Here is a 26,100-nt window from a genome sequence, read left to right as displayed (position 1 = left end):
GCCCTATGATGGATGAGTTGTCCACCGGATCGCTCCGGCCGGACGGCACCCGTTTGGGGGTATGGCGCAGTTGGTAGCGCGTCTGCATGGCATGCAGAAGGTCAGGGGTTCGAATCCCCTTACCTCCACCAAAGGGACGCATCGCATCGAGGCACCCCGGTCATCCGACCGGGGTGCCTTCGCGTTGGGTCGGTCCGCGCATGGCGGGGCGATCAATTGGAAAACCGTTGTCGACGACACGCCGAGCCGCGCTCGACACGCCATGAGTCGCGCCTATGGGTTCCGACTCCACAGCCTGTGGACGGTCGCGCCGGAACTCCGGATTCGCGGGGGAGAACGGCTGTCTTTTCTCCACATGGGCTGTGGACTATGGAGTCCACGAATGACATACTTGTAATACATCATCTAGGGGTCGGCGTACCCCGACTGCACTACATGTAGTATTGAAATCGCTGGAGCGGCCTAGGGGGTCGGTACGGGAAAGAGCCCGAAATTGCCCCGTTTGACGCCGTGGTCCAGGGCGGTCGGGCATCCGGACCGGAACCATTTAAACAGACATTTCGCATGAGGGGATCAGGGCCATGACCGTCACGGTTTACACGAAGCCAGCCTGCGTTCAGTGCAACGCAACCTACCGCGCACTGGACAAGAAGGGCATCGCCTACCAGAGCGTGGACATCTCCCAGGATCCCGAGGCGCTGGAGCGCGTCCGGGCCCTCGGGTACATGCAGGCGCCGGTGGTCATCACCGAGGCCGACCACTGGTCCGGCTTCCGCCCGGACAAGATCAACGAGCTCGCGCTGGCCGCGACGTCCTCCGTCGCCTAGGCAGCACCCCAGCAAGCAATCAAGGCGGTTCCCATGCCACGAGGAGTAGCGGTGGCCCCGGGCCGGTCCTCACGGGACCGGTCCCCGGACGGAGCCGGCACAACCACCACGGCCACGTCCCTGGTCCACTTTTCCTCGGCCTCCGGCTACACGCAGCGGTTCGTCGAAAAATTGGGTCTCGAATCGACCCGGATACCGCTCTACGCGAGCGAACCGGAACTCGTGGCCACCGGTCCTTACGTCCTGCTTCTTCCCACCTACGGTGGCGAGGAGGGCAGGCATTCGATTCCCCCACAGGTCCTGCGATTCCTCAACAACGCGGGGAACAGGGACTTGTTGCGCGGCGTCATCGGCGCCGGCAACACCAACTTCGGAACCTCCTATTGCCTTGCCGCGCGCAAGATCGCCGCCAAGTGCGACGTTCCGCTTCTCTATAGATTTGAACTCATGGGCACGCCGGAAGACGTGGACCTCGTACGCCAAGGATTGGAACAGTTTTGGACACAACAGTCGCAGAGCCGGCCGTGACCACGGACGGCAAGGAAATGCCCGCCGCATTCGAAGGGCTCGGGTACCACGAGCTCAACGCCATGCTGAATCTCTACGGCAAGGACGGCCGCATCCAGTTCGGCGCCGACCGGGCGGCCGCGCGCCAGTACTTCCTGGACCACGTGAACAACAACACGGTGTTCTTCCACGACCTGGACGAGAAGCTCGAGTACCTCATCAAGCACGAGTACTACGAGCGCGAAACGCTCGACCAGTACACGATGAACTTCGTGCGCGATCTGTTCTCCCGCGCCTACAAGAAGAAGTTCCGCTTCGAGACTTTCCTTGGCGCCTTCAAGTTCTACACCTCCTACACGCTCAAGACGTTCGACGGCAAGCGCTACCTGGAACGCTACGAGGACCGCGTGTGCATGGTCGCCCTGCACCTCGCGCGTGGGGACGAGGAGCTGGCCACCCAGCTGGTCGACGAGATCATCGACGGCCGCTTCCAGCCGGCCACGCCGACGTTCCTCAACGCCGGCAAGGCCCAGCGCGGAGAGCTCGTGTCCTGCTTCCTGCTGCGCATCGAGGACAACATGGAGTCGATCGCCCGCGGCATCAACTCCTCCCTGCAGCTCTCCAAGCGCGGTGGTGGCGTGGCCCTCTCGCTGACGAACATCCGCGAATACGGCGCCCCGATCAAGCAGATCGAGAACCAGTCTTCCGGCGTGATCCCCGTGATGAAGCTCCTCGAGGACAGCTTCTCCTACGCCAACCAGCTCGGTGCCCGCCAGGGGGCCGGCGCCGTCTACCTGCACGCCCACCACCCGGACATCCACCGGTTCCTGGACACGAAGCGGGAGAACGCGGACGAGAAGATCCGCATCAAGACCCTGTCCCTCGGCGTCGTGATCCCGGACATCACGTTCGAGCTGGCCAGGAAGAACGAGGACATGTACCTGTTCTCCCCGTACGACGTCCAGCGCGTCTACGGAGTGCCCTTCTCCGACATCTCCGTGACGGAGAAGTACTACGAGATGGTCGACGACGCGCGGATCAAGAAGACCAAGATCAGCGCCCGCGAGTTCTTCCAGACCCTGGCCGAGATCCAGTTCGAGTCCGGCTACCCGTACCTCATGTTCGAGGACACGGTGAACCGCGCGAACCCGATCAAGGGCAAGATCACCATGAGCAACCTGTGCTCGGAGATCCTGCAGGTGTCCTCCCCGTCCGTGTACGCGGAGGACCTGGGTTACGACGTCGTCGGCAAGGACATCTCCTGCAACCTGGGCTCGATGAACATCGCCAAGGCGATGGATTCGCCGGACCTGGGCGCCTCGGTGGAGACGGCCATCCGCGCCCTCAGCGCCGTGTCGGACATGTCCTACATCTCCTCCGTCCCGTCCATCGCCGAGGGCAACGAGCAGTCGCACGCCATCGGCCTCGGCCAGATGAACCTGCACGGCTACCTGGCGCGCGAACGGGTCCACTACGGCTCCGAGGAGGGCCTGGACTTCACGAACATCTACTTCTACACCGTGCTGTTCCACGCCCTGCGCTCCTCCAACCGGCTGGCCATGGAAAAGGGGGAGGCCTTCGGCGGCTTCGCCGACTCGAAATACGCGACGGGCGAGTTCTTCGACAAGTACACGGAGCAGGAGTGGGTGCCGCAGACCGCACGCGTCGGCGAGCTCTTCGACGGCGTGCACATCCCGACGCGGGAGGACTGGCTGGAGCTGAAGGCGTCCGTCATGGAGCACGGCATCTACAACCAGAACCTGCAGGCCGTTCCGCCGACCGGGTCGATCTCCTACATCAACAATTCCACCTCCTCGATCCACCCGGTGGCGTCGAAGATCGAGATCCGCAAGGAGGGCAAGATCGGGCGCGTCTACTACCCGGCGCCCTACCTGGACAACGACAACCTGGAGTACTACGCGGACGCGTACGAGATCGGCTACGAGAAGATCATCGACACCTACGCGGCCGCCACCCAGCACGTGGACCAGGGCCTGTCGCTGACGCTGTTCTTCAAGGACACCGCCACGACCCGCGACATCAACAAGGCGCAGATCTACGCGTGGCGCAAGGGCATCAAGACGCTCTACTACATCCGTCTCCGCCAGCTCGCGCTGGAGGGGACCGAGGTCGAGGGCTGCGTCTCCTGCATGCTGTAGTCGCCGCTGGCGCACACGTACGACGGCGGGTGCCCACCCGCCGTCGTACGCATAGATTCGAATTACCCTTTGCAATGCTCAAGGAAAGTCAGGGGATGACATGACCGAGAAGGTCAAACTGCTCAGCCACGTCGAAGCGATCAACTGGAACCGCATCCAGGACGATAAGGACGTCGAGGTGTGGAACCGACTGGTCAACAACTTCTGGCTGCCGGAGAAGATCCCGCTGTCCAACGACGTCCAGTCGTGGGGGACGCTCACCGAGGCCGAGAAGCTGCTCACCATGCGCGTCTTCACCGGGCTGACGCTGCTGGACACGCTTCAGGGCACCGTCGGCGCCGTCTCGCTCATCCCCGATGCGATCACCCCGCACGAGGAGGCCGTCTACACGAACATCGCGTTCATGGAGTCGGTCCACGCCAAGAGCTATTCCTCGATCTTCTCCACGCTCGCCTCCACCAAGGAGATCGACGACGCGTTCCGCTGGTCCACGGAGAACGAGAACCTGCAGAAGAAGGCCCGGATCGTCGAGGGCTACTACCACGGCGACGATCCGCTGAAGAAGAAGATCGCCTCCACGCTGCTGGAGTCGTTCCTGTTCTACTCCGGCTTCTACCTGCCGATGTACTGGTCCTCGCGCGCCAAGCTCACGAACACGGCCGACCTGATCCGCCTGATCATCCGCGACGAGGCCGTCCACGGGTACTACATCGGCTACAAGTTCCAGAAGGGCATCGAGTCCCTGAGCGAGGAGCGCAAGCAAGAGCTCAAGGACTACACGTTCGAGCTGCTCTTCGAGCTGTACGAGAACGAGGTCCAGTACACGCACGACCTGTACGACGGCGTCGGGCTGAGCGAGGACGTCAAGAAGTTCCTGCACTACAACGCCAACAAGGCCCTGATGAACCTGGGCTACGAGGCGATGTTCCCGGCCTCCGTCACGGACGTGAACCCGGCCATCCTGTCGGCTCTGAGTCCCAACGCGGACGAGAACCACGACTTCTTCTCCGGCTCGGGATCCTCCTACGTCATCGGCAAGGCCGTGAACACCGAAGACGAGGACTGGGAGTTCTAGGACCTCCCACGGGAGCGACCGACTGCACCCCAGAGCCTGCGGATTCCAAAGGGCCTGCCCCCGCGCTGGGGCAGGCCCTTTGCCGCGTCCTTGGCGGGTCCACGCGGGGATTGCCACGCCAAACCTGCACCCCTTCGGCGTGTCGTCGCTTGACGCGCCACAAATAGATACACACTACGCACTTTTACCCCTACAGTTTTCCTCAGCAACTTTCATCACTCGCTGCACGGGGGAACCATGAACACCAATGTCGCCTTACCTCGACCTGTCCGATTCGCGACGAGGGCGCGTTGGATGTCCGTGGCGACTCTGGCCGTCCTCTCCTTCGGGATTGGTGCGGCGGGACCCGCGGGTGCCATGCCGCTGCCCGTGGCGGCCGCCGTTGCGCCGACGACGGCGGCGTCGGCACTCCCCGCCGCCACAACGAAGACCAGCACCACATACGCGACGAGCGCAAACCTCTACCTCCGCACCGGCGCGTCCACCCGTCACCGCGCCATCGTGCTGCTGAAAAAGGGCACCAAGCTCACCGTGCGGGCCACCAAGGGCTCCTGGTACCAGGTCACGGCCAACGGGCGTACCGGTTGGGTGGCCAGGTCCTACGTCACGAAGACCATCGCCAAGGTCGTTGTTCCGCAGCCAACCGCCCCGACCACCGCGAAGAACGTTAAACACACCACCACGGCGAACCTGCTGCTGCGTCGCAGCGCGCCGACCGGAGCAGCAATCACGACCCTGAGGAAGGGTTCCACGGTCATCACCACCGGAGCCGCCCGCAAGGTCTCCGGGACCACCTGGTACCAGGTCAAGTACGGCTCGCTCACCGGGTGGTCCGCGAGCGCGTACCTCAAGATGGCGCCCGCGGCCAAGCCCGTCGCCCAGTCCGTCGCCAAGCCGGTGGCGAAGGCCCCAACGGCGCCAAAAATCGTCTCGGGCAAGCCCGGGAAGTTCACGACGACGGCCAACGTGTACCTGCGTGTGTCGGCGCCGTCTGGCCGGGTCCTGACGCTGATGTCCAAGGGCACGGCGGTGGCCGCCACGGGCAAGACCGTGAAGCACGGAACGACTGTTTGGCGGCAGGTGAAGGTCGGGACCGCCACGGGCTGGACTTCCGGGTCCTATTTGGCGGCGTACGTCGCCCCGCCCGCCGTGGCGCGTCCAGTTGCACCGCCGGTCGTCGCCCCTGCTCCCGCTCCGGCCGATCCGCCCGGCGTGGAGCACGTCGACGTCCCCGCGACGTTCGCGATTTCCGGTGCGGGATGGGGCCACGGCGTCGGCATGAGCCAGTACGGCGCGCAGGGGATGGCCAAGGCCGGCTCCGGCGCGGCGGCGATCCTGGAGCACTACTACGCGCCGGCCCGCACGGCGACGACGACGGCCCTGGCCTCCAGCGACATCAGGGTCCAACTGTTGTCCACGACCGCCAGCACGATCACCCCGTCCGGGGGACGCCTGCGAATCCTTGACGGGTCCGCGCCCTTGGCCACCACGTCGTCGCCCGTGTCGCTCAAGCTCGTCAACGGAAAGGTGGTTGCCACGATGGGCTCCGAGACGCACACGGTCGACGGCGCCCTCACGGTCCAGTGGGAGGGGACCCGCCACTGGCCCGGTGCGGTCATCGGCACCGTATCCGTCCCCAACGCCAACGGCGGATCCGCCGCCGGCACGTACCGGCACGGACAGATCGAGGTGTCCGTCCTGGGCGGCAAGCTGAACCTCGTGAACCAGCTCCGCATGAACGACGAGTATCTCTACGGTCTCGCCGAAATGCCGTCCAGCTGGGAGCCGGCCGCGCTTCAGGCGCAGGCCATCGCCGGCCGGACATACGCGATGCGCAACATGGCGACCCTGAAGTCCGCCTGCGGCTGCAACGTCTACGACGAGGTCGCCTCGCAGAAGTTCACCGGGTGGGGCAAGGAAAACGAGGGCGGCGGCGTGAGCGGCGCCAAGTGGAAGGCCGCCGTGGACGCCACACAGACCAAGGCCTCCGGCATCCCAACCTCCGCCACCGTGGTCAAGTACAACGGCTACCTGATCGACGCCGTCTACTTCTCCTCCTCCGGCGGCATGACCCGCACGGCACAGTCCGTGTGGGGCAACCCCCACGCGTATCTCCAGTCCCGCGGCGACGCCTACTCGGTGTCCCCGCTCTCCGGCAACCCGAACCGGGCGTGGGCCTACACGGCAACCCAGTCCAAGATGGCGACGGCGTTCGGCATCGGAGACATCGTGTCCGTGTCCGTGGCCAAGAACGCAGACCTCACCGTCTCCTCGGCGACCGCCACGGCCGCCAACGGTGAAACGCGCACGATCACCGGCGCGAAGTTCCGAGCCTCGCTCCCCACCAAGTCGGCGTGGATCACGGACGTATCGGCGCCTTAGCGCCGGTCAGGCAAGCGGTGGCTGCGCCCGCAGCTTCCTGAGCGCCTTCCGGTAGCGGCGGCGGGCGGATTTTGCGGCGGACTCCTCTTCGGCGGCCAGTTCGCCATATATCCGCAGCTCCGTGGGAGTCGGTCTGGGCGCTCCGCCGGTTTCCGCGTCCACCTGTATCTCGGCCAGAAACCGGCGGGCCAGCACACTGTCCTGGTGGTCCCCGAGGATCCGTTGGATCCGCCGTGCGGAGCGCCCCAAGCGCTTCGCACGCTTACCGAGGACCTGAGTGGCGGGCTCCGTCGCGTGCCGGAGGCGCTTCGCGTCCTTGCGCACCCGGTGCAGAGCCTCGTCCCGACGTTTTCCGGCGCCCGTCCTGGCGGCCGAATCGGCGGACGCCCGGAACCGGGCGGCATCCCGGTCCACCAGTTTCGGCATCGCCGCGGCCGCGGCCTTGCGCCCGAGCCCCCTGCGCCTCCGAAGAACGGCCACGTTGTCCAAGGTGTCCAACAGGGCGAAATAGCGCTCCGAGTCGATGGTCTTCAACGTCCGCCGGTATCCCTCCGCGTGGTCCCGGTCCAGCCGCGCGGCAAGCCGCCGGAGTCCCGGGTCCGCGGCCTCCTCGCGCGACGAGTGAGGAGCCAGGAGCCGGTCCCGCAGGACCTGGGCGTCGCGTGCGTCGCCCAGTGCGCGGGCCAGCCACTTCAATTCGTCCGAGAGTGCGGCCCGGGCAGGACGGCGCAGCACGCGCCCGTAGACGCCGAGCACCGAACGGATCCGCCGGATTGCCGATCTCATGCGGTGCACGGCGTCCGGATCGTCGCAGCGTACGCCCGCGTCGGCGTCCATCAACTCGGTTGTCTGCGCGGCCACGTAGGCCTCCACCACGTGCCATACCCGGGGATTCCTGCCGCCGCGGTGTTCAGTGGCCGGCGTCCGGCGGGGGTAGGCATTCCCGAGCGCCGGTTCGACGTCGGAGGTCGCCTCCGTCAGGGGCGCACCGACCGCCGCCAGGAGACCGGAGGCGCCCCGCGGCTCGCTGGCGCCGTGCCGCGACGGAACGACGGCCCACGTCCGCCGTGGTGCGCACGGCGGCTCATGCGCGTACGACTCGCCGGTGACAGAACTGTCGATGAAATCGGCCACATGTTCGCCCGAGTCCCCGTACAGCCGCCGAACGGTGCGGTGCTCCGTCGTCCGGGCGACACGCACCAGGGACTCCCCGCGCGTGATCGCGCGCACGCGGTCCGCGATGGGCGGCGGCACCGCGTCCTCGCGGCCCAAGGGCACGACGTCCGGGGGCACGACGTCGTCCGTGTGCGCCGCGGCGGCCGGGAGCCCGTCGATCCGCCAACCCGCGTTCACGCCACCGGTTCTGCGCCGGATTCCCATGCCCCGAACGGCGAGCCGCAGAGTGGCCGTGTCGAAGTGGACGTCGATGTGGTGTTCGTCGAACGGCTCAGCCACATCGGCTATCCCCGGGAGGACGGTCAGGTCCGGCGGAACGGCATCCGCGGCAACCACGTAGCGCCTTGTTTCCGCCATTTCGATGATCTCCCGTCGTGGCCGTCGTACCCGTGTCTACCCACGCTAGGCCCGGCATACCGGCGCGGCAATGCCGCCTGTCCCCGCACCTGCGGGCCCCGTGCCGATTCGTGACCTGAACGCGCTAGTCAACCCCCCATCCCCGGGCCATAATGTGGCCATGAACGAAGCCCGGAAGAAACCGGACAGGACACTGCTGGGCATCGCCGCGGCCGTTGCTGTCCTGGTCGTTGTTGCCCTCGCCGTCGTGTTCACGCGTGGAGAGCCCGAGATGCTCGACGAGGGCACGCCGCAAGGCGTCGTCCAACGCTATGCCGCAGCCGTCATCGACGGCGACGAGGCACTGGCGGCGGAGTATCTGACCGAACGGGCGAAAAAGAAATGCGAGGGTTTCGGCGAGTCGTTCTCATCCGACATGCGCGTGACCCTCATCTCGACCACGGAGCGGCCGAATTCCGCCGACGTCGAGGTCACCCTCACCGTCGGCCAAGGCGGCGGCAACCCCCTCGGAGCCTCGGAATACGAGACAGAGGGTCGATTCGATCTCACTCGTTCAGGTGACAGATGGCTCATCGACACCGCCCCTTGGGAGCTGGCGGCCTGCCCCCCTGCAGGATTCGAAGAATGAGCGCCGCGACGACGTCGTCTACCGGCCGTGCGCCGAGCCGGACGCAATCGACCGTGAGGCGACTGGTGGTCTACGTCCTCCTGTTCGTTCTGGTGGCGACGGCGGCCGGCGGTCTCAGCGGCCTCGTGGCGCGGCTGCTCGGTGAAGGAGCCGAATTCGCCGGGACCGATGTCACTGGACTGGCGCTCTCGCTGGCCTTCACCCTCATTGCCGGTCCCTTGGCGGCGCTCTTGTGGTGGGTCGTGTGGAGGCGCGCCGACACGGACACGGAACGCTCCGCGTTGTCGTGGGGCCTTTACGTCTCTGCCATGTACATCGTGGCCCTCGTGACCGCCACGGTGTCGCTGCTCTCGCTGCTGGCCGACGCCGTGGCCGGCCAGCCACACCGCTGGCAGTCGAACCTGTCCACCGGATTCATCTGGGCAGCCGTGTGGTTATGGCACCTGTGGATGTCGCGTCACCGGACGAAGGGACCACTCAGGTTGCACAGCGTCCCCTGGGTCATCGGCGCCGCCTATGGTCTGCTCATCGCCGTCGCCAACGGGATTGGCGCAATCGCGGGGGTCTTGGACGCGGCAGTGCGTGCGCTGGCCGATGCCACGACGGTGGGGGGGCCGTGGTGGACGTCGGTCATCGGCGCAGCGGCCTGGGCAGTCGGGGGTGCGGCCATCTGGTGGTGGCACTGGATGCGACAGTCCGCACGTAACCTCCGTGGCGGCCTGGCCGACGTCGTCCTGCTGGTGGTCGGGATCCTGCTTGCCGCGGCGCTCGCCCTCGGCGGTATGGGAACAGTGCTTTTTGTGCTGCTCCGACTGGCCCTGGACCGGACGGATCCGATCGTGGAACTCGTCGGTTCGCTGCCGATGGCTCTGGCGGCCGGCGCCATCGGCCTTCTGGTGTGGGCCTACCACCACCCGGAGGCGGAATCCCGCGGCCAGACCACGAGCTTGGCCGCCCGGCTGGTGGTCTCCGCGGTTGCCCTGGTGGGGGCGGCCACCGGCATCGGCGTGGTCGTGAACTCGCTCATGGCGCTGGCCGCCACCCCCTTGGCCGGAGCGGATGCCCGGACCCTGCTTCTGGGCGGCATCAGCGCCCTCTTGGTCGGCGCCCCCATTTGGTGGATCGTCTGGCGTCCCGCCGCGGCCGCCGACCCCGCAGGCAGGCGGGTGTACCTCGTTGCCGTCTTTGGGGTGAGCGCCGTCGTCGCGCTGGTGACCCTTCTGGTCATCGGTTTCCGCCTTTTCGAGTTCCTTCTCGACGACGTCACCGGGTCCAGCCTGTTGGAGCGGATTCGAGCCCCGTTCGGGCTGCTGGCGGCCACCTGCCTCGTCGCCGCCTACCACTTCGGCCTCTGGCGGCGGGACCGCTCGGCGCTCGCCGTCGCCTCCGACGCAGGGAGCTCCGGCGACGCTGCCGGCTTCGAGCGGATCAGCGTAGAAAGCGTCGTACTCGTCGTTTCGCACGACGACGGCGGCGCGCTCGCCTCGACTGTCCGCGAGGCCACGGGGGCCCGCGTGACGGTGTGGGTCCGAGGGGACACCGCCGACGGTGCCCAGGGGTCCCTGCCTGACGGGGCGGCGCTGGTGGGGGAACTGGTGGGCCGGTTAACCGGTGTGTCCGCGCGCCGGGTCCTGGTCCTGGTGGAAGCCGACGACAGCCTGGAAGTCATTCCGATCGGCGCCGAGGCGGGTTAGGAACCGGTTTCCCCGGCGGCGCGGGGCGGCATAGGGTGGCATGAGGAACGGCCGCCACGGCCGCAGGAAAGGACCCCGCAATGACGCAGGCCCCCATGCCCGGGCACACCACGGAACTCGCCGTCGGCGACTTCTTCTACGAGCCCCTCGGGGACGGCCGCTACCGCTCCACCGTGCACGCGCAGGGAGCCTGGAATGCGCACGAGCAGCACATGGCTCCGGCGACCGGAATCATCGCCCACGAACTCGAGCTGTTCCAGCCGCGACCTGACATGCGCATGGCCAAGGTCGGCCTGGACATCCTGGGCATCATCCATGGCGGCGAGTTCGAGGTACGCACGCGCCTGGTTCGGCCAGGACGCACGATCGAGCTCCTCGAGGCCGAGTTGTCCTGCGCCGGCCGGACCGCCATCGTCGCTCGCGCCTGGCGGCTCAAGACCCAGGATTCGGCCAGCGTCGCCGCCTTCGAAGACCACCCGGTGTCGCACCCGGAACGGCTGCAGCCGTGGGACGGCATGTCCCCGTGGCCCGGCGGGTACATCGAGCAACTGGATTTCCGTGTGGAGCCTGGACACCGGCCGGGCCGGGGAGTCGTTTGGCTCCGCACGCCACACCCGATGGTGGCCGGCGCCGAGACCTCCGACCTGGTGCGGCTGCTGGGGCTGGTGGACACCGCCAACGGCGTCGCGCCGCGCGTCGAACCCGGACCCGCATCGTGGATGTTCCCCAACGTCGACCTCCAGATCCACATGCACCGCCGACCCGTCGGCGAATGGCTGGGTCTGCAGGCCCAGCAGACCTACGGGAACGACGGCGTCGGGCTCACGTCCGCGGTGCTCCACGACGTCGTCGGGCCGTTCGGCCGCAGCGAGCAGATCCTCACGGTGCGTCCGATGCCGCAGGCCCCGCCAGCAGGGCCCTGACGCGTCGCTTAGCAAGCGGCCGGAACCCCGCGGCGAGGTAGCGCCGGCGGTTGGCGCTGTCGGCGCGAAACAGGGCCCAACCCCGCCGAAGCAGGAACGGCACCGGTTTGCGCCGTTCGCGCACGTCGCGCACGAAGCGGCGGACCGCCGTCGTCAGCGGGTGCACGTCGATATACACCGCGTCGGCGGCGACGCCGCGGGCTCGCAGTGGCCCCGCGACCTCGTCCACGAAAACACCCTCGGCCACCACGGGTCCCTCCGCGAGGGACACCGTGCGGTATCCGCTGTGGCTCGAGCTGGCGATGGAGTAGTCGGGGACCTCCGTGCGACCGCGTCCCAGGAGACCGACGAGCGCCTCGACCGCGGCGTCGCGGTTCCAGGTCCCCGGGTGGTCCCAGTCGACCTCGTCATAGGGGGTCAGCGGCAGGGGAGTGCCGGCGGTGTGCTCGGCGAGCTCGCGGTAGAAGTTGTCCAGCTCCACGTGGGGCCGCCCGTAGCGGGCGGCCAGGTAGGACTTGCCGGCACCGGAGGCGCCGCCGAGGAGAATCAGGGGGGTCTGCGGTGAAGGCACCCTCCATTATGGGGCCGTACCGGCGGGCCCATGTGCACCATAGAATCGAGGTTATGACCGTGTGGAACCCCGACGCCGACCAGCCCCTGCGCATTCTGCGGACGGACGTTTCGGGCGACCCGGCCGCCGACCTGCGCTCCGGCCTCGAACTGTTGAACGCGGTGCGCGGAGGAAGCCGCCCGGCGGCTCTACGGATCTACCGCCCGGAACCCACGCTTGCCTTCGGCCAGCGCGACGTGCGGCTGTCCGGCTATGCCGATGCCGTCGACGCGGCGCGGCGTGCCGGATTCGCGCCGGTGGTCCGCAGGGCCGGGGGCCGGGCGGCGGCCTACCACCGCGGCACGCTGATCGTGGACCACGTCGAACCGGCCAACGAGGCGATGATCGGCCACCAGCACCGGTTCAGGGTGCTCGGGGAACTATACGCGTCGGCGCTGCGCGCACTGGGCGTCGACGCTGCGGTCGGCGAGATCCCGGGCGAGTACTGCGCGGGGGAGTACAGCGTCCACGGGTTGCCCGGGCCGGGTTCGACGGCGTCGGTGCCGGTCAAGCTCGTCGGCACGGCGCAGCGCGTGGTCGCCGGCGCCTGGCTGTTCGCCAGCGTCTTCGTGGTGGAGGACTCCGCGCCCATCCGCGCCGTCCTTCGCGACGTCTACGCGGCCATGGACCTGCCGATGGACCCGGCCACCGCCGGCGCCGTCGACGATCTGGTTCCCGGTGTCCGGGTCGCGGACGTCGAGGATGCCGTGCTGGACGCCTACGCCCAACACACGCGGATCATCGACCGCTAACGGCGGAATTCCGGCTGGCGCGGACCACGGCCGAATCGCAGTCCGGCGAGGAACGCCAGCCCGCTCAGGCCCAGTCCAAGCAACAGCACGCCCACGGCCTGCCCTTGGGTAAGCACCACGAGCCCCTCGGGCGCAGACTCCGTCATGGCGGACAGCGGACCATAGGCGAACCAGCCGAACATCGCCGTCGCGGGAACGGCGGCCGCTGCCAGCAACAGGACGACGGCGCCGACCCTCCCCAGCGAGGGTCGGCGCCGCGCGTCGGGTTCCGTGTTTAGTGGCCTCTGGTGATCCATTCGTTGAGGTGGGGTGCCTCGGTGCCGATGGTGGTGGTGTCGCCGTGGCCGGTGTTCACGATGGTTTCGGCGGGGAGGGTGAGGAGTCGGTCGCGGATGGATTCGATGATGGTGCCGAAGTCGCTGTGGGAGCGTCCGGTGGCGCCGGGGCCGCCGTTGAAGAGGGTGTCTCCGCTGAACAGGGTTCCGAGGTCGGGGGCGTGGAAGCAGGTGGAGCCCGGGGAGTGGCCGGGGGTGTGTAGGGCGGTGAGTGTGGTGCCGGCGATTTTGAAGGTGTCGCCGTCGGCGATCGGGGAGTCGGCGGTGGTGCCGGGGAAGACGTCTTCCCAGAGCATCTGGTCCGCGGTGTTCAGGTAGACCGGGGCTTGGACGCGGTTGGCGAACGCGCGGGCGTGGCGGATGTGGTCGTCGTGCCCGTGGGTGAGCAGGACGGCCTTGACGGTCCGGCCGGCGACCTTGTCGGCGATGGCGGTCGGGTCGTGGGCGGGGTCGATGACGAAGACCTCGGTGTCGTCCCCGACGATCCAGACGTTGTTGTCCACGTCCCAGGTCCCGCCGTCCAGGGAGAAGGTGCCGGAGGTGACGAGGTGTTCGATGCGGGCGCTCATGCGGACACCGCCGTCGCCCCGACAGCCGGCGTGGACGTTCCCGCGGCCTGGATTTCCACGACGGAGCGCAGGACGGTGCCGGCGTGCATCTTCTCGAAGGCTTCCTCGATCTGGTCCAGTCCGATGCGTTCGGTGACGAACGCGTCCAGGTCCAGGCGGCCGAGCTTGTATTGCTCCACGAGCATGGGGAAGTCCCTGCTGGGGAGGCAGTCGCCGTACCAGGAGGACTTCAGGGATCCGCCGCGGCCGAAGACGTCCAGCAGCGGCAGTTCGAGTTGCATCTCGGGGGTGGGGACGCCGACGAGGACGACGCGTCCGGCGAGGTCGCGGGCGTAGAAGGCCTGCTTGTAGGTTTCGGGGCGTCCGACGGCGTCGATGACGACGTCGGCGCCGAACCCTCCGGTGAGCCCCTGGATGGCGGCGACGGGGTCCTCCTCGCGGGAGTTGACCCCGTGGGTGGCGCCGAGGGTCTTGGCCAGGTCGACCTTCGCGGGGTCGATGTCCACGGCGATGATGGTGGTGGCCCCGGCGAGCCGGGCGCCGGCGATCGCGGCGATGCCGACGCCGCCGCAGCCGATGACGGCCACGGATTCCCCGCGCTTGACCTCCCCGGTGTTGATGGCCGCTCCGATGCCGGCCATGACGCCGCAACCGAGCAGGCCGACGGCGGCGGGGTCGACGTCCTCGTCGACCTTGGTGCACTGTCCGGCGGCGACGAGGGTCTTTTCGGCGAACGCGCCGATGCCCAGGGCCGGGGAGAGTTCGGTGCCGTCCTCCAGGGTCATCTTCTGGGTGGCGTTGTGGGTGTCGAAGCAGTACTGGGGGGTGCCCTTGGCGCAGGCGCGGCAGGTCCCGCAGACCGCGCGCCAGTTCAGGATGACGCGGTCCCCGACGGCGATCTCGGTGACCCCGGGTCCGGTCTGGCTCACGACGCCGGTGGCCTCGTGGCCGAGCAGGTAGGGGAACTCGTCGCCGATGCCGCCGAGCTTGTAGTGCAGGTCGGTGTGGCAGACCCCGCAGGTGAGGATGTCGACCACCGCCTCCCCGGGACCGGGATCGGGAACGATGATGGTTTCGATGACGACCGGGGCGTCCTTGGCCTTGACGACAACGGCCTTGACCTTGTGTGGCATGGGGAGGGTCCATCCTCTCGACCGCGAGCGGCGGCCAACGGGTAGTGAATCGGTCATGGCGCCGGCCCCCGCGGGATGCCGACGCCATTATCCAATCACACGCGCGCTACAGGCGTTCGCGGACCTGCTCGATGCGCGGGTTCGTGACGGCGGTTCCGTCGGGGAAGACCAGGGTGGGGACCGTCTGGTTGCCCCCGTTGAAGGACTCGACGATTTCGGCGGTGCCGGCGACCTCCTCGATGTTGACCTCGCGGTAGGCGATGCCGTCGGCGTCCATGGCGCGCTTGAGGTTGCGGCAGTATCCGCACCAGGAGGTGGTGAACATCGTGACGGTTCCGTCGGCGGGCACGTAGTCCTGAAGGTTCGCTGTTGTCATGTCGGCGTCAACGACCGCTGTGAGAGTCTTATTCCATGTGCGGACGATACGTGATGGCGCGGGCGGTCGGTGATCTGGTTGCGGAACTGGAGGCGGAGGCCGACGAGGCCATGGAGCTGCGGCAATCGTGGAACGTGGCGCCGACCTCGGACGTGCCGATTGTCTTGGAGCGCCTGATCGACGGCGAGCGCGTTCGCCAACTGCACGTGGCGAAGTGGGGACTGGTTCCGGCGTGGGCCAAGGAACCGTCGGTCGGTGTGAGGTCGTTCAATGCGCGCAGCGAGACCGTGGTCGAGAAACCGTCGTTCCGCAAGGCGGTGAAGGCGCGCCGCTGCGCCGTTCCCGCCGAGGGGTACTACGAGTGGCTCAAGACGGGCGAGGGCAAGTCGCTGACGAGGCAGCCGTATCTGGTCCGGCCCGCCGACGGTTCACTCATCCTGTTCGCGGGCCTCTACGAGTGGTGGAAGGACCCGACGATGGAGGATGGCGAGCCGGGGCAGTGGCTGCTGTCGACGTCGATCCTCACCGTGCCGTCGCCGGAACCCGGGTCGGCGGATCCGGTTCTCGAGGAGCTCGCGGCGCTCCACGACAGGCTTCCGTTGCCGCTGGACCGCGGAACCCTTGCCGATTGGCTTGATCCCAGGGACACTGACGCGGCGTCCCTGGTTGCGTGGGCACGGGACGGGGCCTTTCCGGTGGCCGCGAAGTGGGAGTTGCGGGCGGTCGACCGGGCCGTGGGAAACGTGCGGAACGACAACCCCGAGCTCGTGGAAGCCGTCGACGGCCTTTTCTGACCGGTTTCAAAGGGGCACCGGCACGGGCGCGGCGGGGAGGCTAGCCCAGTTCCACGCGTCCGGCGGGACCGGTCCTGAAGGCTGGGTTGTGGACGAAGTCCCAGCGGTAGCCGTCAGGGTCGGCGATGCAGGCGCTGGTGCCGCCCCAGTCCCGCAGCGAGGGTGCATTGACCGCCTCGGCTCCGGCGGCCAGGGCAAGCCGGTAGAGCCGGTCGACCTGCTCGGCACTGTCCGTGTTGTGCCCCAAGGAGACCGGGGGCGCCTGGTTCCCGAAGCCGACCTCTCCGTATTCCCCGGGCATGCTGTCCACGTTCCAGAGCGCGAGCATCAGGCCGTGGCCCGCTGCCACAAAGGCAATCTCGCCGGGAAGGTGCTGCAGCGGCCGGAACCCCAGCCCCTCGACGTAGAAGTCGCGGGAGGCCTCCACGTCGCGCACACCGAGGGTCACGGCAGAGATGTTCGGTATGCCGGGGCGGGTTGGGGGCGTGTCCATGCGGCCAGCCTAGGCGCGGGCGCCCCGTGCCGGTAGTCGAACGACAAAATGTCGGCGGCCTCACGTAGCGTGATCTTTTATTCGAACATCTCTTCGAATACAATGGAGTTGCCGTCCCACCGCTTCCCAGGGGCGTCGACTTCCCGTTCACATTGGTGCTCCCGGGTTCTTCTCACGCCCCGGGACACGGATATGGAGGTGGCCCCATGGGCCTGTTCACGCAGTCGGTGGAAGTCGAATGCACGCCGGCCGGCCTGCCGTTGCGCATGCGCTGGCAGGGCCGGGAATACCGGGTCGCCGCGCAACCGGTGCGCTGGTTCGAGCGCCGCAAATGGTGGACGGAGGAGGTGCGCGCCGAACGAGGGCGCGGCCCCGGCCTGGTCGACCACGAAATCTGGAGGCTGCAGGTCCGCCAGACGGCCCGCGGCCCGCTTCTGACGTTCGACGTCTCCCGTCAGGTGGAGACCGGCCGGTGGAGGCTGATCCGCATCCACGACGCGTTGAAAGAGAGCGCGTGAGTTTCACCCATCTCAACGTCGCTACGGCCTACAGCGCCCACTACGGGGTCTCGTGGCCGGACGAGTTGGCGCGCCGGGCGGCGTCGAACGGCTCCGACGCGCTGGCCTGCGCCGACAGGGACGGCCTCTTCGGGACGGTGAAGCACCTCAAGGCCTGCCTCGAGAATGGACTGGATCCGATTGTCGGCGTCAGCCTGGCCGTGCTCGAACCGGACCCGGACGCTTCGCCCTCCAGACGCCCGTTGCCTCCCCGTGCGGGGGGACGGGTGCTGGTCCTGGCTCGCGGGCGGAGCTCCGGGGCCGGATACAGCGCCCTGTGCCGCCTGGTTTCCGCCGCCCACGCGGGCACCGGGGCCGCCGGCAAAAAACCGGTCGGGGTCACCCGCGCGGAACTGGCTCGCCATGCGGCCGGACCCGCCGGCGAACCGGTGCTGATGGTGCTCGCCGGACCCCAGTCCGACGTCGGTGCGGCGGCACTGCGCCGCAACTACGGCCTCGCACGCACACTGCTGGGCCGCTGGCGGGATGCTCTGCCGGCGGGCGCCCTGGCGGTGGAGGCGGTGACGCACCGCAGTGCGCCCGGTGAGAAACTGAGCACCGCGCACGCCGTGCGCATGGTCAAGACGGCACGGGACTGCGGCATCAGGGCGATCCTGAGCAACGCGGTGCGCTATGCGGATCCCGACGGCGCCGCGACGGCGGATGTGTTGGATTCGGCGCGTGCCCTCAGTTCGTTGGACGCGTTGCGGGACCTCCAACCCAACGGCCAGGGTTGGCTGCGGGAACCCGCCGCCATGGCGGAACTCGCCCGCGAGATCGCCACCGAATCGGGGGACGGCGCACCTCTCGCCTCCCGGTTGCTCCGGGACACCGAAGCTGTGGCGGACTGGTGCCGGTTGGACCCCGTCTCGGATGCCGGCTGGGGGATGCCGGTGGTGCCGGAGGCTTCGGTGATCGGCATCTCCGGGGATCCTTCCACGGAGCTGGCTGCCCGCTGCGGTTCCGGGGCCAACCGGCTCTTTTCCCGCGGACTGGACGCCCCCGGAGTGCGAGGGCGCCTCGAACAGGAACTCGACACCATCTCCCGCCTGGGCTTCTCCTCCTATTTCCTCACGGTCGCCGAGGTCTCCCGGATGATCACCGGCATGGGGGTCAGGGCGGCCGCCCGGGGATCCGGCGCGTCCAGTCTGGTGAACTACCTGCTGGGGGTCAGCCACGTCAACCCGCTGGAACACGACCTCCTTTTCGAGAGGTTCCTCTCGATGGACCGTTCGACGTTGCCGGACATCGACATCGACGTGGAAAGCGCCGAACGCCACCGCGTATACCGGAGCATCTTCGATCGCTTCGGCCCCGAGCGCGTCACCCTCATGAGCATGCAGAACGGCTACCGGGCACGCGGCGCGGTCCGCGACGCCGGGCTGGCGCTGGGTTTCGAAGGCGGCGAGATCGATGCGATCGCCAAGCAACTGTGGCGCTTCTCGGCCCGAAACTTCCGTGAGGCACTGGACGAGAAACCCGAACTGCGCCAGTTTGCGGACCGCGTCGGCGCCGAACGCCAACTGGACCTGCTGGTGGACCTGACCGAACGCCTGGATCGGCTGCCCCGGCACATCTCGATGCACCCGTGCGGGGTCATCCTCGGCGATGTCTCGCTGCTGGACCGCACCCCGGTCCAGCCCAGCGGACTCGGTCTGCCCATGAGCCAGTTCGACAAGCACGACATGGACCCCATGGGAATGCTCAAACTCGACGTGTTGGGCGTGCGAATGCAAAGCGCCATGTCGTTCGCGCTGCGGGAGGTCGTGCGAATCCATGGAACCGGGACTGCCGTCGCGGAAGCCGGCCGGCACCCGCTGGGGCAGGATGGCGCCCTCCCGGCGTTCTTGAACGAGGACGGCCGCATCGACCTGGAACGCGTCCCGCTCGACGACGAACCCACGTTCGAGCTGATCCGTAGTACCCACACCTTGGGTTGCTTCCAGATCGAGTCCCCGGGCCAACGGGAACTCGTCGGAAAGCTCGCGCCACGGGAGTTCAACGATCTCATCATCGACATTTCGCTGTTCCGTCCCGGCCCCATGAAATCGAACATGGTCAAGCCCTACCTGGAGAACCGGCACGGCTTCGCGCCGGAGATCTACCCGCACCCCGACCTGAAGCCGGCGCTCGCCGAAACCCACGGAGTCACCGTTTTCCACGAGCAGGTGCTGCGGACCTTCCACATCATGACGGGGTGTGGTCTCGCCAAGGCCGACGTATTCCGCCGCCTCATCGGCAACCCGGACCAGGAACCCATGGTGGAAACGTTCTTCCGCCGGCATGCGATGGAGAGGGGATACTCCCTGCAGGTCGTGGACGAGGTGTGGGAGACGCTGAAGGCCTTCGGAAGCTTCGGCTTCTGCAAGGCCCACGGTGCGGCCTTCGCCGTGCCCACCTACCAGTCCGCCTGGCTGAAGGCCCACCACCCCGAGGCGTTCCTTGCCGGTTTGTGGGAACACGACCCCGGCATGTATCCCAAGCGGCTACTCGTGGCCGAGGCGCGTCGGCTGGGAATCCCCATTCTTCCGCTGGACATCAACCACAGCGGGGCCGAATACCGGGTCGAGGAGGTGCCCGAGGCCCACGGAACCCGTCTGGGCATCAGGCTCAGCCTCGCCGGGATCTACGGCATGTCCGCCACCGAGGTCTCCCGCGTGGTGGCCGGACAGCCCTACTGCTCCCTGGCCGATGTGCGCGACCGCTCCGGGCTGACCCGCGCTTCGCTGACCCGGATCGCCGCGCTCGGTGCATTCGACCACTTCCAGCGGATTTCGGGCCGGGGGAACCGCGCTGACCTGCTGCGCCACTTGGAATCCCAGCCCGCGCGGAAGGTGGCCCGGAAGTACCATCCGATTTCCGGGCAACAGCCGCTGCCCATGGCCGACCTCGAGTTCGGGGCGTTGGCCGCGCTGGAGCCGGCGCCAACGCTCGAGGAGACGGTCCGCACCGAACTTGATCTCCTGGCGATCGATGTCAGCGGCCACCTGATGGAGTCGCACGCTGGGCTGCTTCGCACGCAGGGGGTCACAGCGTCCAAGGACCTGTTGGGACTGCGCAACGGCACCGAGGTGATGGTCGCCGGCGTGCGCGTTGCCACCCAGACCCCGCCGATGCGCGGCGGGCGCAGGGTGGTGTTCATTTCGCTGGACGACGGCACGGGCTGCGTGGACTGCACGTTCTTCCACGAGGCCCAACAAAACTCCGGCCCGCTGCTCTTTGCGACCCGGCTGCTGATGGTCCACGGAATCACCCGGCGCACCGGCCCACGGGGGATCAGCCTGCAGGCGCTCCAAGCCTGGGACCTTTCCGAACCGCAGTCGCTTCCCGCCCCGGACCACCTCAGGAACCCGGAGCGTGCCACGGGGAAACGAACGACGGGACCGGTTGCGCCGCCGGGACCGGCCGGGCCCGGAACGCCGGCGCAACGAATGGAGGCCGAAGGGCTGGACCACCGGGGGAGCCTGCGCGTTGGCTGAGACCAACGCAGTCAGCGCGGCGGGTTCGTTGGGGGAGAGCCCATACCGTTAAGCTGGTCGATGGCTGGCTGTGGTCACCGTATGCCACAAGTCATGAAGCCCCACAACGAAATGAGGAGACCGAAAGTGTCTGAGCAGATCACCCTAAACGTCGACGGCGCACAACGTGAGGTGACTGCCGGGACAACCGGTGCCGAACTCTACTTCGACAACCGAGAGATCGTGGTGATGCACGTCGACGGCGTCCTCCGTGACCTGCAGCGGCCCTTGGAGGCCGGCACCTCCGTGGAGGGCGTGGCAGTTGGTTCGCCCGCGGGCCTCGAGGTCCTCCGCCACTCCACCGCCCATGTCATGGCCCAGGCCGTCCAGCAGCTGCGCCCGGACGCGAAACTCGGGATCGGCCCCTACATCACGGACGGCTTCTACTTCGACTTCGACGTCGCCGAGCCCTTCACGCCCGAGGACCTCAAGACCCTCGAGAAGATGATGCTCAAGATTGTCAACCAGAACCAGCAGTTCGCCCGCCGGGTCGTGACCGAGGACGAGGCCCGCGCCGCGATGGCGGCGGAGCCCTACAAGCTGGAGCTCCTGGACAAGTCCGCCGAGGCCGAGTCCGCCGGCGAGGGCGTCAGCGTCGAGGTCGGCGCCGGTGAGATCACGATCTACGACAACATCGACCGCAAGACCGGCGAGGCCGTGTGGTGCGACCTCTGCCGCGGACCGCACCTGCCCAACACCAAGCTCATCTCCAACGCCTTCGCGCTCACCCGCTCGGCCGCCGCCTACTGGCTCGGCAACGAGAAGAACAAGCAGCTGCAGCGCATTTACGGCACGGCCTGGCCCACCAAGGAGGAGCTCAAGGCGTACCAGGAACGCATCGCCGAGGCGGAGCGCCGCGACCACCGCAAGCTCGGCTCGGAGTTGGACCTCTTCTCCTTCCCGGACGAGTTGGGATCCGGCCTGCCGGTTTTCCACCCCAGGGGCGGCATCATCCGCAAGGCCATGGAGGACTACTCGCGTCAGCGCCACACCGAGGCCGGCTACGAGTTCGTGTACACCCCCCACATCACCAAGGGGCACCTCTACGAGGTCTCCGGCCACCTGGACTGGTACCGGGACGGCATGTTCCCCCCGATGCACATCGACGCGGAGCTCAACGAGGACGGCACGGTCCGCAAGCCGGGCCAGGACTACTACCTCAAGCCGATGAACTGCCCCATGCACAACCTGATCTTCCGGTCCCGGGGCCGGTCCTACCGCGAACTTCCCCTGCGGTTGTTCGAGTTCGGCTCCGTCTACCGCTACGAGAAGTCCGGGGTGGTCCACGGACTGACCCGGGTCCGCGGCATGACCCAGGACGACGCGCACATCTACTGCACCCGCGAGCAGATGAAGGACGAGCTCACCGACACTCTGAACTTCGTGCTGGGCCTGCTCAAGGACTACGGCCTCGACGACTTCTACCTCGAGCTTTCCACGAAGGACCCGGAGAAGTCCGTCGGCTCCGACGACGCGTGGGACGAAGCCACCCGAACCCTCGCCGAGGTGGCGGAAGCCTCGGGGCTCGAACTCGTTCCCGACCCGGGCGGCGCCGCCTTCTACGGCCCGAAGATCTCCGTTCAGGCGCGCGACGCCATCGGGCGCACCTGGCAGATGTCCACGATCCAGCTCGACTTCAACCTGCCCGAGCGCTTCGAGCTCGAATTCCAGGCCGCCGACGGAACCCGCCAGCGCCCGGTGATGATCCACCGCGCCCTCTTCGGCTCCATCGAGCGGTTCATGGGCGTGTTGACCGAGCACTACGCTGGTGCCTTCCCTGCGTGGCTAGCCCCCGTGCAAGTGGTGGCCGTGCCGGTTGCCGAGGCCTTCAACGAGTACCTGTTCGACGTCGTCGACAAGCTGAAGGCCCGCGGTATCCGCGCGGAGGTGGACATCACCTCGGACAGGTTCCCGAAGAAGATCCGCAATGCGTCCAAGGAAAAGGTGCCCTTCGTCCTGATCGCCGGGGGCGAGGACGCCGAGGCCGGCGCGGTCTCTTTCCGATACCGGGATGGCACGCAGGACAACGGCATCCCCGTCGACGATGCCATCGAACGCATCGTCGAGGCCGTGCGCGAGAGGCGAAGCTAGCGTGTCCCGGCCCGATGACGCGGACGCCGACGCCGTACACGCCGGCACGGGCGTGGACGACGACGGAACCATGAACGGCCGGTACCCGGACGACGCCGGCGCGACCGACGATTTCGGCCTCGCCGGGGTCCCGGACTCCTTCGACAGGCTCTGGACCCCGTACCGGATGGCCTACATCAAGGCCGGTCAGGGCCAGGTCACGGGCGAGGACGACTGCCCCTTTTGCCGAGGGCCGCAGCGCAGCGACGAGGAATCACTGATCGTCCACCGCGGCGAGACAGCGTTCGTGGTGCTCAACCTGTTTCCGTACAACTCCGGCCATCTACTGGTGTGCCCGTACCGGCACGTTCCCGACTACACGGACATCACGGAGGCGGAGACGGCGGAAATCGCCGCGCTGACCCAGCAGGCCATGAGGGTGCTCCGCCGCGTCGCCAACCCCTCCGGTTTCAACTTGGGCATGAACCAGGGGGTCTCGGGCGGGGCGGGAATCGCCGCACACCTGCACCAGCACATCGTCCCGCGGTGGAGCGGCGACGGGAACTTCTTTCCCATCATCGCCCGCACCAAGGCCATCCCAGCGACTCTCGGGGACGTCCGCACGGACATTGCGGCCGCATGGGCGGACTGCTGACCCATGCTCAACCGGTACGCACGCGGTTTCTTCACCCGGCTGTTCACGCCCCTGGCGCGCTTTCTGGTGCGCCTCGGGGTGACTCCGGACGCCGTGACCATCGTCGGTACCGCCGGCGCCGTGGCCGGGGCGCTCGTGCTCTACCCCCTGGGACAACTGTTCTGGGGCACCCTGTTCATCACGGTCTTCATCTTCTCCGACGTCGTGGACGGCATCATGGCCCGCCTTCCCGAATCCGCCACCGGCGGCGACGGCCGCTGGGGGAACTTCCTGGACTCCACCCTGGACCGCGTCGCCGACGGCGCGGTCTTCGCGGGCATCATGATCTGGTTCTTCACCGGTGGATCCAACGTGGCCATTGGAGTGGCGGCGGCGCTGTGCCTGCTGACCGGGAGCCTCGTCTCCTACGCGCGGGCCAAGGCGGAGTCGTTGGGATTCGACGCGAACACCGGAGTCGCCGAGCGCGCCGAAAGGCTGGTCTTGGCGCTGACGTTCACCGGGCTGACGGGCCTGGGCCTCAGCGAATGGGTGCTGTTCTCGGTGCTCGCGGTGCTGTCCGTGGCCAGCGGCTTCACGGTCGCCCAACGCATACAGCGCGTCCGCACACAGGCCCGCTGACCGGCTCGGACGGGACGTTCCGTCCCCGTTCCCATCCGCTCGTCGGGACGCGCCGGGTAACCGTGCGCCGCCGCTGAAGTGATAGGGGCCACCGTGGATTAGGATGGACCGTACTCTCTTCCACCCTTGAAAGGACTTTTTGTGTCCAGCAACGAAAGCACCCCGGCACAGCCTTCCGTCACGGGTAGCTCCCGTGTGAAGCGCGGCATGGCCGAGATGCTCAAGGGCGGCGTCATCATGGACGTCGTCACCGCCGAGCAGGCCCGGATCGCGGAGGACGCCGGCGCAGTCGCCGTGATGGCTCTTGAGCGCGTACCGGCAGACATTCGAGCCCAGGGTGGCGTCTCCCGCATGTCCGATCCGGACATGATCGATTCCATCATCGCCGCGGTCTCCATCCCCGTGATGGCCAAGGCCCGCATCGGCCACTTCGTCGAGGCCCGTGTCCTGCAGTCGCTTGGCGTGGACTACATCGACGAGTCCGAGGTCCTGACCCCGGCCGACTACGTCAACCACATCGACAAGTGGGATTTCACGGTTCCGTTCGTCTGCGGCGCGACCAACCTCGGCGAGGCCCTGCGCCGCCTCAACGAAGGTGCGGCCATGATCCGCTCCAAGGGCGAGGCCGGCACGGGTGACGTCTCCAACGCCACCGGGCACATGCGCAAAATCCGTTCCGAGATTGCCCGGCTTTCCTCCCTTCCGGAGGACGAGTTGTACGTCGCCGCCAAGGAACTCCAGGCACCGTACGAACTGGTCAAGGAGGTCGCGGCGACCGGCAAGTTGCCGGTCGTGCTCTTCACCGCCGGTGGCATCGCCACCCCGGCCGACGCGGCGATGATGATGCAGCTCGGCGCCGACGGCGTGTTCGTCGGCTCGGGCATCTTCAAGTCCGGCAACCCGGCGCAGCGCGCGGCGGCCATCGTGAAGGCCACCACCTTCCACGACGACCCGGACACCATTGCCCAGGTGTCCCGCGGCCTCGGTGAGGCCATGGTCGGCATCAACGTCGAGGAGCTTCCCGAGCCGCACCGGCTCGCGGAGCGCGGCTGGTAGCCACTTCCCGACGCACGGCGCCGCCCCGGAACCAGACACGGTTCCGGGGCGGTCGCTTTTCGCACCGCGATCCGAGCACCGTACCCCTCCGCGACGGCTCCCGCCGTGGCTACGGCGTCGGGTTCCGCAACCTCAGGTGCCGACCCCGGCCCACGAGTTGCAGGCCACACGCCCTGAGGAACTCCGATCCTGCCGGTCCGGTTCCGGCCAGCACCGCCGAGGACCGGTCTTCCGCATCGTCGGCGACCAGCAGTGCGGCGGCGAGGGCCGCGGCCAGCGCGCGCCCCGCGCCCCGACGGCGGTGTTCCGCCCCCACCGCCAGTCCGTGGAGCGAGACGTCTCCGTTGCGGTGACGCATCCCGAACCCGCGTCCCACGAGTTCCCCGTCGACGGTTCGCGCCGCGGCATGCTGGACCGTTCCGGCAGGTGTGCTGCCGACGACGCGCATTCCCCCCGCCTCGGCACCCTTGGCCTCCGGTAGTTCGCCTCCGAGAAGCACCCCGCCTCGAAAAGAGCCCCCGTCGGCGTGCGGGCGTCCCGCGTGCCACAGGACGGGGGGTGCGTCGGTGAAACCCAGCTGGCCCAGGGCCGATGCGTCGGCCGCCGCATTGAGCCACACGGACACCTCCAGCGCTCCCAGCCGCGTTCCCTCCGCCAGCCCCGGACGCAGCCCGGCGGATCCCGGTGCCGGCGGGAACAGGAGATGGAGCCTCGCGTGCGCCGGCTGCCAGGCCCACGTGCAGCCATGGGTCGTGAAAACCTTGCCGCCGGTGGCCGCGGCCACGGCTTCCTGCCACGCGGAGAATGCGGCCTGCGCCCGGAGGATTCCGGCCACG

General features: G+C 67.9%; 24 protein-coding genes and 1 tRNA gene. 17 read left to right on the top strand and 8 right to left on the bottom strand.

Annotated features, from left to right (window positions below):
• The first annotated feature begins 55 nt into the window (after positions 1-55).
• The 6 genes from AC0QSG_RS03375 to AC0QSG_RS03350 all read left to right on the top strand — a co-directional run bounded on the left by AC0QSG_RS03375 (position 56) and on the right by AC0QSG_RS03350 (position 6,950).
• Positions 56-131 (top strand) — tRNA-Ala (locus AC0QSG_RS03375).
• A gap of 450 nt (positions 132-581) precedes the next feature.
• Positions 582-827, top strand: a complete 246-nt coding sequence (gene nrdH / locus AC0QSG_RS03370) for a glutaredoxin-like protein NrdH (RefSeq protein ID WP_435728690.1) — start codon at positions 582-584, stop codon at positions 825-827.
• Positions 828-860: 33 nt separating this feature from the next.
• Positions 861-1,355, top strand: coding sequence for a class Ib ribonucleoside-diphosphate reductase assembly flavoprotein NrdI (gene nrdI / locus AC0QSG_RS03365; RefSeq protein WP_435728691.1), 495 nt, complete (start codon positions 861-863; stop codon positions 1,353-1,355).
• Positions 1,356-1,372: 17 nt separating this feature from the next.
• Positions 1,373-3,493, top strand: a complete 2,121-nt coding sequence (nrdE, locus tag AC0QSG_RS03360; RefSeq protein WP_475377263.1) for a class 1b ribonucleoside-diphosphate reductase subunit alpha — start codon at positions 1,373-1,375, stop codon at positions 3,491-3,493.
• Between the two features lie 100 nt (positions 3,494-3,593).
• Positions 3,594-4,568, top strand: a complete 975-nt coding sequence (nrdF, locus tag AC0QSG_RS03355) for a class 1b ribonucleoside-diphosphate reductase subunit beta (protein ID WP_435728692.1) — start codon at positions 3,594-3,596, stop codon at positions 4,566-4,568.
• Between the two features lie 294 nt (positions 4,569-4,862).
• Positions 4,863-6,950, top strand: a complete 2,088-nt coding sequence (locus AC0QSG_RS03350; protein WP_475376653.1) for a SpoIID/LytB domain-containing protein — start codon at positions 4,863-4,865, stop codon at positions 6,948-6,950.
• Between the two features lie 6 nt (positions 6,951-6,956).
• Here the strand turns inward: AC0QSG_RS03350 and AC0QSG_RS03345 are convergent, their stop codons facing one another.
• A complete protein-coding gene (locus tag AC0QSG_RS03345) occupies positions 6,957-8,483 on the bottom strand; it encodes a CYTH and CHAD domain-containing protein (protein WP_475376652.1) in 1,527 nt (508 codons plus the stop codon).
• Between the two features lie 160 nt (positions 8,484-8,643).
• Here AC0QSG_RS03345 and AC0QSG_RS03340 point away from each other — a divergent pair, with 160 nt between their 5' ends.
• The 3 genes from AC0QSG_RS03340 to AC0QSG_RS03330 all read left to right on the top strand — a co-directional run bounded on the left by AC0QSG_RS03340 (position 8,644) and on the right by AC0QSG_RS03330 (position 11,728).
• Entirely contained in the window at positions 8,644-9,111 is a 468-nt protein-coding gene (locus AC0QSG_RS03340; RefSeq protein WP_475376651.1) for an LpqB family beta-propeller domain-containing protein, read from the top strand.
• Positions 9,108-10,805, top strand: coding sequence for a DUF5671 domain-containing protein (locus AC0QSG_RS03335; RefSeq protein ID WP_475376650.1), 1,698 nt, complete (start codon positions 9,108-9,110; stop codon positions 10,803-10,805). The genes AC0QSG_RS03340 and AC0QSG_RS03335 overlap by 4 nt, the downstream gene beginning before the upstream one ends.
• An 80-nt stretch (positions 10,806-10,885) precedes the next feature.
• Complete coding sequence (locus AC0QSG_RS03330; protein ID WP_475376649.1) at positions 10,886-11,728, top strand: thioesterase family protein; 843 nt, start codon at positions 10,886-10,888, stop codon at positions 11,726-11,728.
• Here the strand turns inward: AC0QSG_RS03330 and AC0QSG_RS03325 are convergent.
• Positions 11,685-12,299 carry a uridine kinase gene (locus AC0QSG_RS03325; RefSeq protein ID WP_435728698.1) on the bottom strand — a complete coding sequence of 205 codons (615 nt, stop codon included), beginning with the start codon at positions 12,297-12,299 and terminating at the stop codon, positions 11,685-11,687. The genes AC0QSG_RS03330 and AC0QSG_RS03325 overlap by 44 nt on opposite strands.
• Positions 12,300-12,352: 53 nt before the next feature.
• On the opposite strand from AC0QSG_RS03325, the gene AC0QSG_RS03320 reads away from it, so the two are divergent.
• Positions 12,353-13,090 (top strand): lipoate--protein ligase family protein, encoded by a 738-nt coding sequence (locus AC0QSG_RS03320; RefSeq protein WP_475376648.1) that lies wholly within the window; start codon positions 12,353-12,355, stop codon positions 13,088-13,090.
• Here AC0QSG_RS03320 and AC0QSG_RS03315 read toward each other — a convergent pair.
• The 4 genes from AC0QSG_RS03315 to AC0QSG_RS03300 form a co-directional block, all read right to left on the bottom strand.
• Positions 13,087-13,386, bottom strand: a complete 300-nt coding sequence (locus AC0QSG_RS03315; RefSeq protein ID WP_475376647.1) for a hypothetical protein — start codon at positions 13,384-13,386, stop codon at positions 13,087-13,089. The genes AC0QSG_RS03320 and AC0QSG_RS03315 overlap by 4 nt on opposite strands.
• Positions 13,365-13,994 (bottom strand): MBL fold metallo-hydrolase, encoded by a 630-nt coding sequence (locus AC0QSG_RS03310; RefSeq protein ID WP_475376646.1) that lies wholly within the window; start codon positions 13,992-13,994, stop codon positions 13,365-13,367. Before AC0QSG_RS03310 ends, AC0QSG_RS03315 begins: the two co-directional genes overlap by 22 nt.
• On the bottom strand, positions 13,991-15,127 hold the full coding sequence (locus AC0QSG_RS03305) for an S-(hydroxymethyl)mycothiol dehydrogenase (protein WP_475376645.1): 1,137 nt from the start codon (positions 15,125-15,127) through the stop codon (positions 13,991-13,993). The genes AC0QSG_RS03310 and AC0QSG_RS03305 overlap by 4 nt, the downstream gene beginning before the upstream one ends.
• A gap of 106 nt (positions 15,128-15,233) precedes the next feature.
• Complete coding sequence (locus tag AC0QSG_RS03300; protein WP_435728703.1) at positions 15,234-15,503, bottom strand: glutaredoxin domain-containing protein; 270 nt, start codon at positions 15,501-15,503, stop codon at positions 15,234-15,236.
• A 35-nt stretch (positions 15,504-15,538) separates the two neighbouring features.
• Here AC0QSG_RS03300 and AC0QSG_RS03295 point away from each other — a divergent pair, with 35 nt between their 5' ends.
• Positions 15,539-16,297 (top strand): SOS response-associated peptidase, encoded by a 759-nt coding sequence (locus AC0QSG_RS03295; protein WP_435728704.1) that lies wholly within the window; start codon positions 15,539-15,541, stop codon positions 16,295-16,297.
• Positions 16,298-16,337: 40 nt separating this feature from the next.
• Here AC0QSG_RS03295 and AC0QSG_RS03290 read toward each other — a convergent pair whose 3' ends face one another.
• Complete coding sequence (locus AC0QSG_RS03290) at positions 16,338-16,790, bottom strand: VOC family protein (RefSeq protein ID WP_435728705.1); 453 nt, start codon at positions 16,788-16,790, stop codon at positions 16,338-16,340.
• Positions 16,791-16,996: 206 nt separating this feature from the next.
• Between AC0QSG_RS03290 and AC0QSG_RS03285 the strand changes: the two genes are divergently transcribed.
• From AC0QSG_RS03285 to pdxS, 6 genes are all read left to right on the top strand, one after another.
• Positions 16,997-17,308 (top strand): DUF6504 family protein, encoded by a 312-nt coding sequence (locus AC0QSG_RS03285; protein ID WP_475376644.1) that lies wholly within the window; start codon positions 16,997-16,999, stop codon positions 17,306-17,308.
• Positions 17,305-20,826, top strand: a complete 3,522-nt coding sequence (locus AC0QSG_RS03280; RefSeq protein ID WP_475376643.1) for a DNA polymerase III subunit alpha — start codon at positions 17,305-17,307, stop codon at positions 20,824-20,826. Before AC0QSG_RS03285 ends, AC0QSG_RS03280 begins: the two co-directional genes overlap by 4 nt.
• 126 nt (positions 20,827-20,952) lie before the next feature.
• On the top strand, positions 20,953-22,956 hold the full coding sequence (gene thrS / locus AC0QSG_RS03275; protein WP_475376642.1) for a threonine--tRNA ligase: 2,004 nt from the start codon (positions 20,953-20,955) through the stop codon (positions 22,954-22,956).
• Positions 22,957-23,026: 70 nt separating this feature from the next.
• Positions 23,027-23,590, top strand: coding sequence for an HIT family protein (locus AC0QSG_RS03270; RefSeq protein WP_435728728.1), 564 nt, complete (start codon positions 23,027-23,029; stop codon positions 23,588-23,590).
• Between the two features lie 3 nt (positions 23,591-23,593).
• Positions 23,594-24,208, top strand: coding sequence for a phosphatidylinositol phosphate synthase (gene pgsA / locus AC0QSG_RS03265; protein ID WP_435728709.1), 615 nt, complete (start codon positions 23,594-23,596; stop codon positions 24,206-24,208).
• A 207-nt stretch (positions 24,209-24,415) separates the two neighbouring features.
• A complete protein-coding gene (gene pdxS, locus AC0QSG_RS03260) occupies positions 24,416-25,264 on the top strand; it encodes a pyridoxal 5'-phosphate synthase lyase subunit PdxS (protein ID WP_475376641.1) in 849 nt (282 codons plus the stop codon).
• Positions 25,265-25,373: 109 nt separating this feature from the next.
• On the opposite strand, the gene AC0QSG_RS03255 is transcribed toward pdxS, so the two are convergent.
• Positions 25,374-26,099: a GNAT family N-acetyltransferase gene (locus AC0QSG_RS03255; RefSeq protein ID WP_475376640.1), complete on the bottom strand. Its 726-nt coding sequence runs from the start codon at positions 26,097-26,099 to the stop codon at positions 25,374-25,376.
• Position 26,100 lies beyond the last annotated feature (1 nt).

It is taken from the genome of Arthrobacter sp. LT660 (genome assembly GCF_056172845.1).
This window is presented reverse-complemented; position numbering and strand designations above follow the sequence as displayed.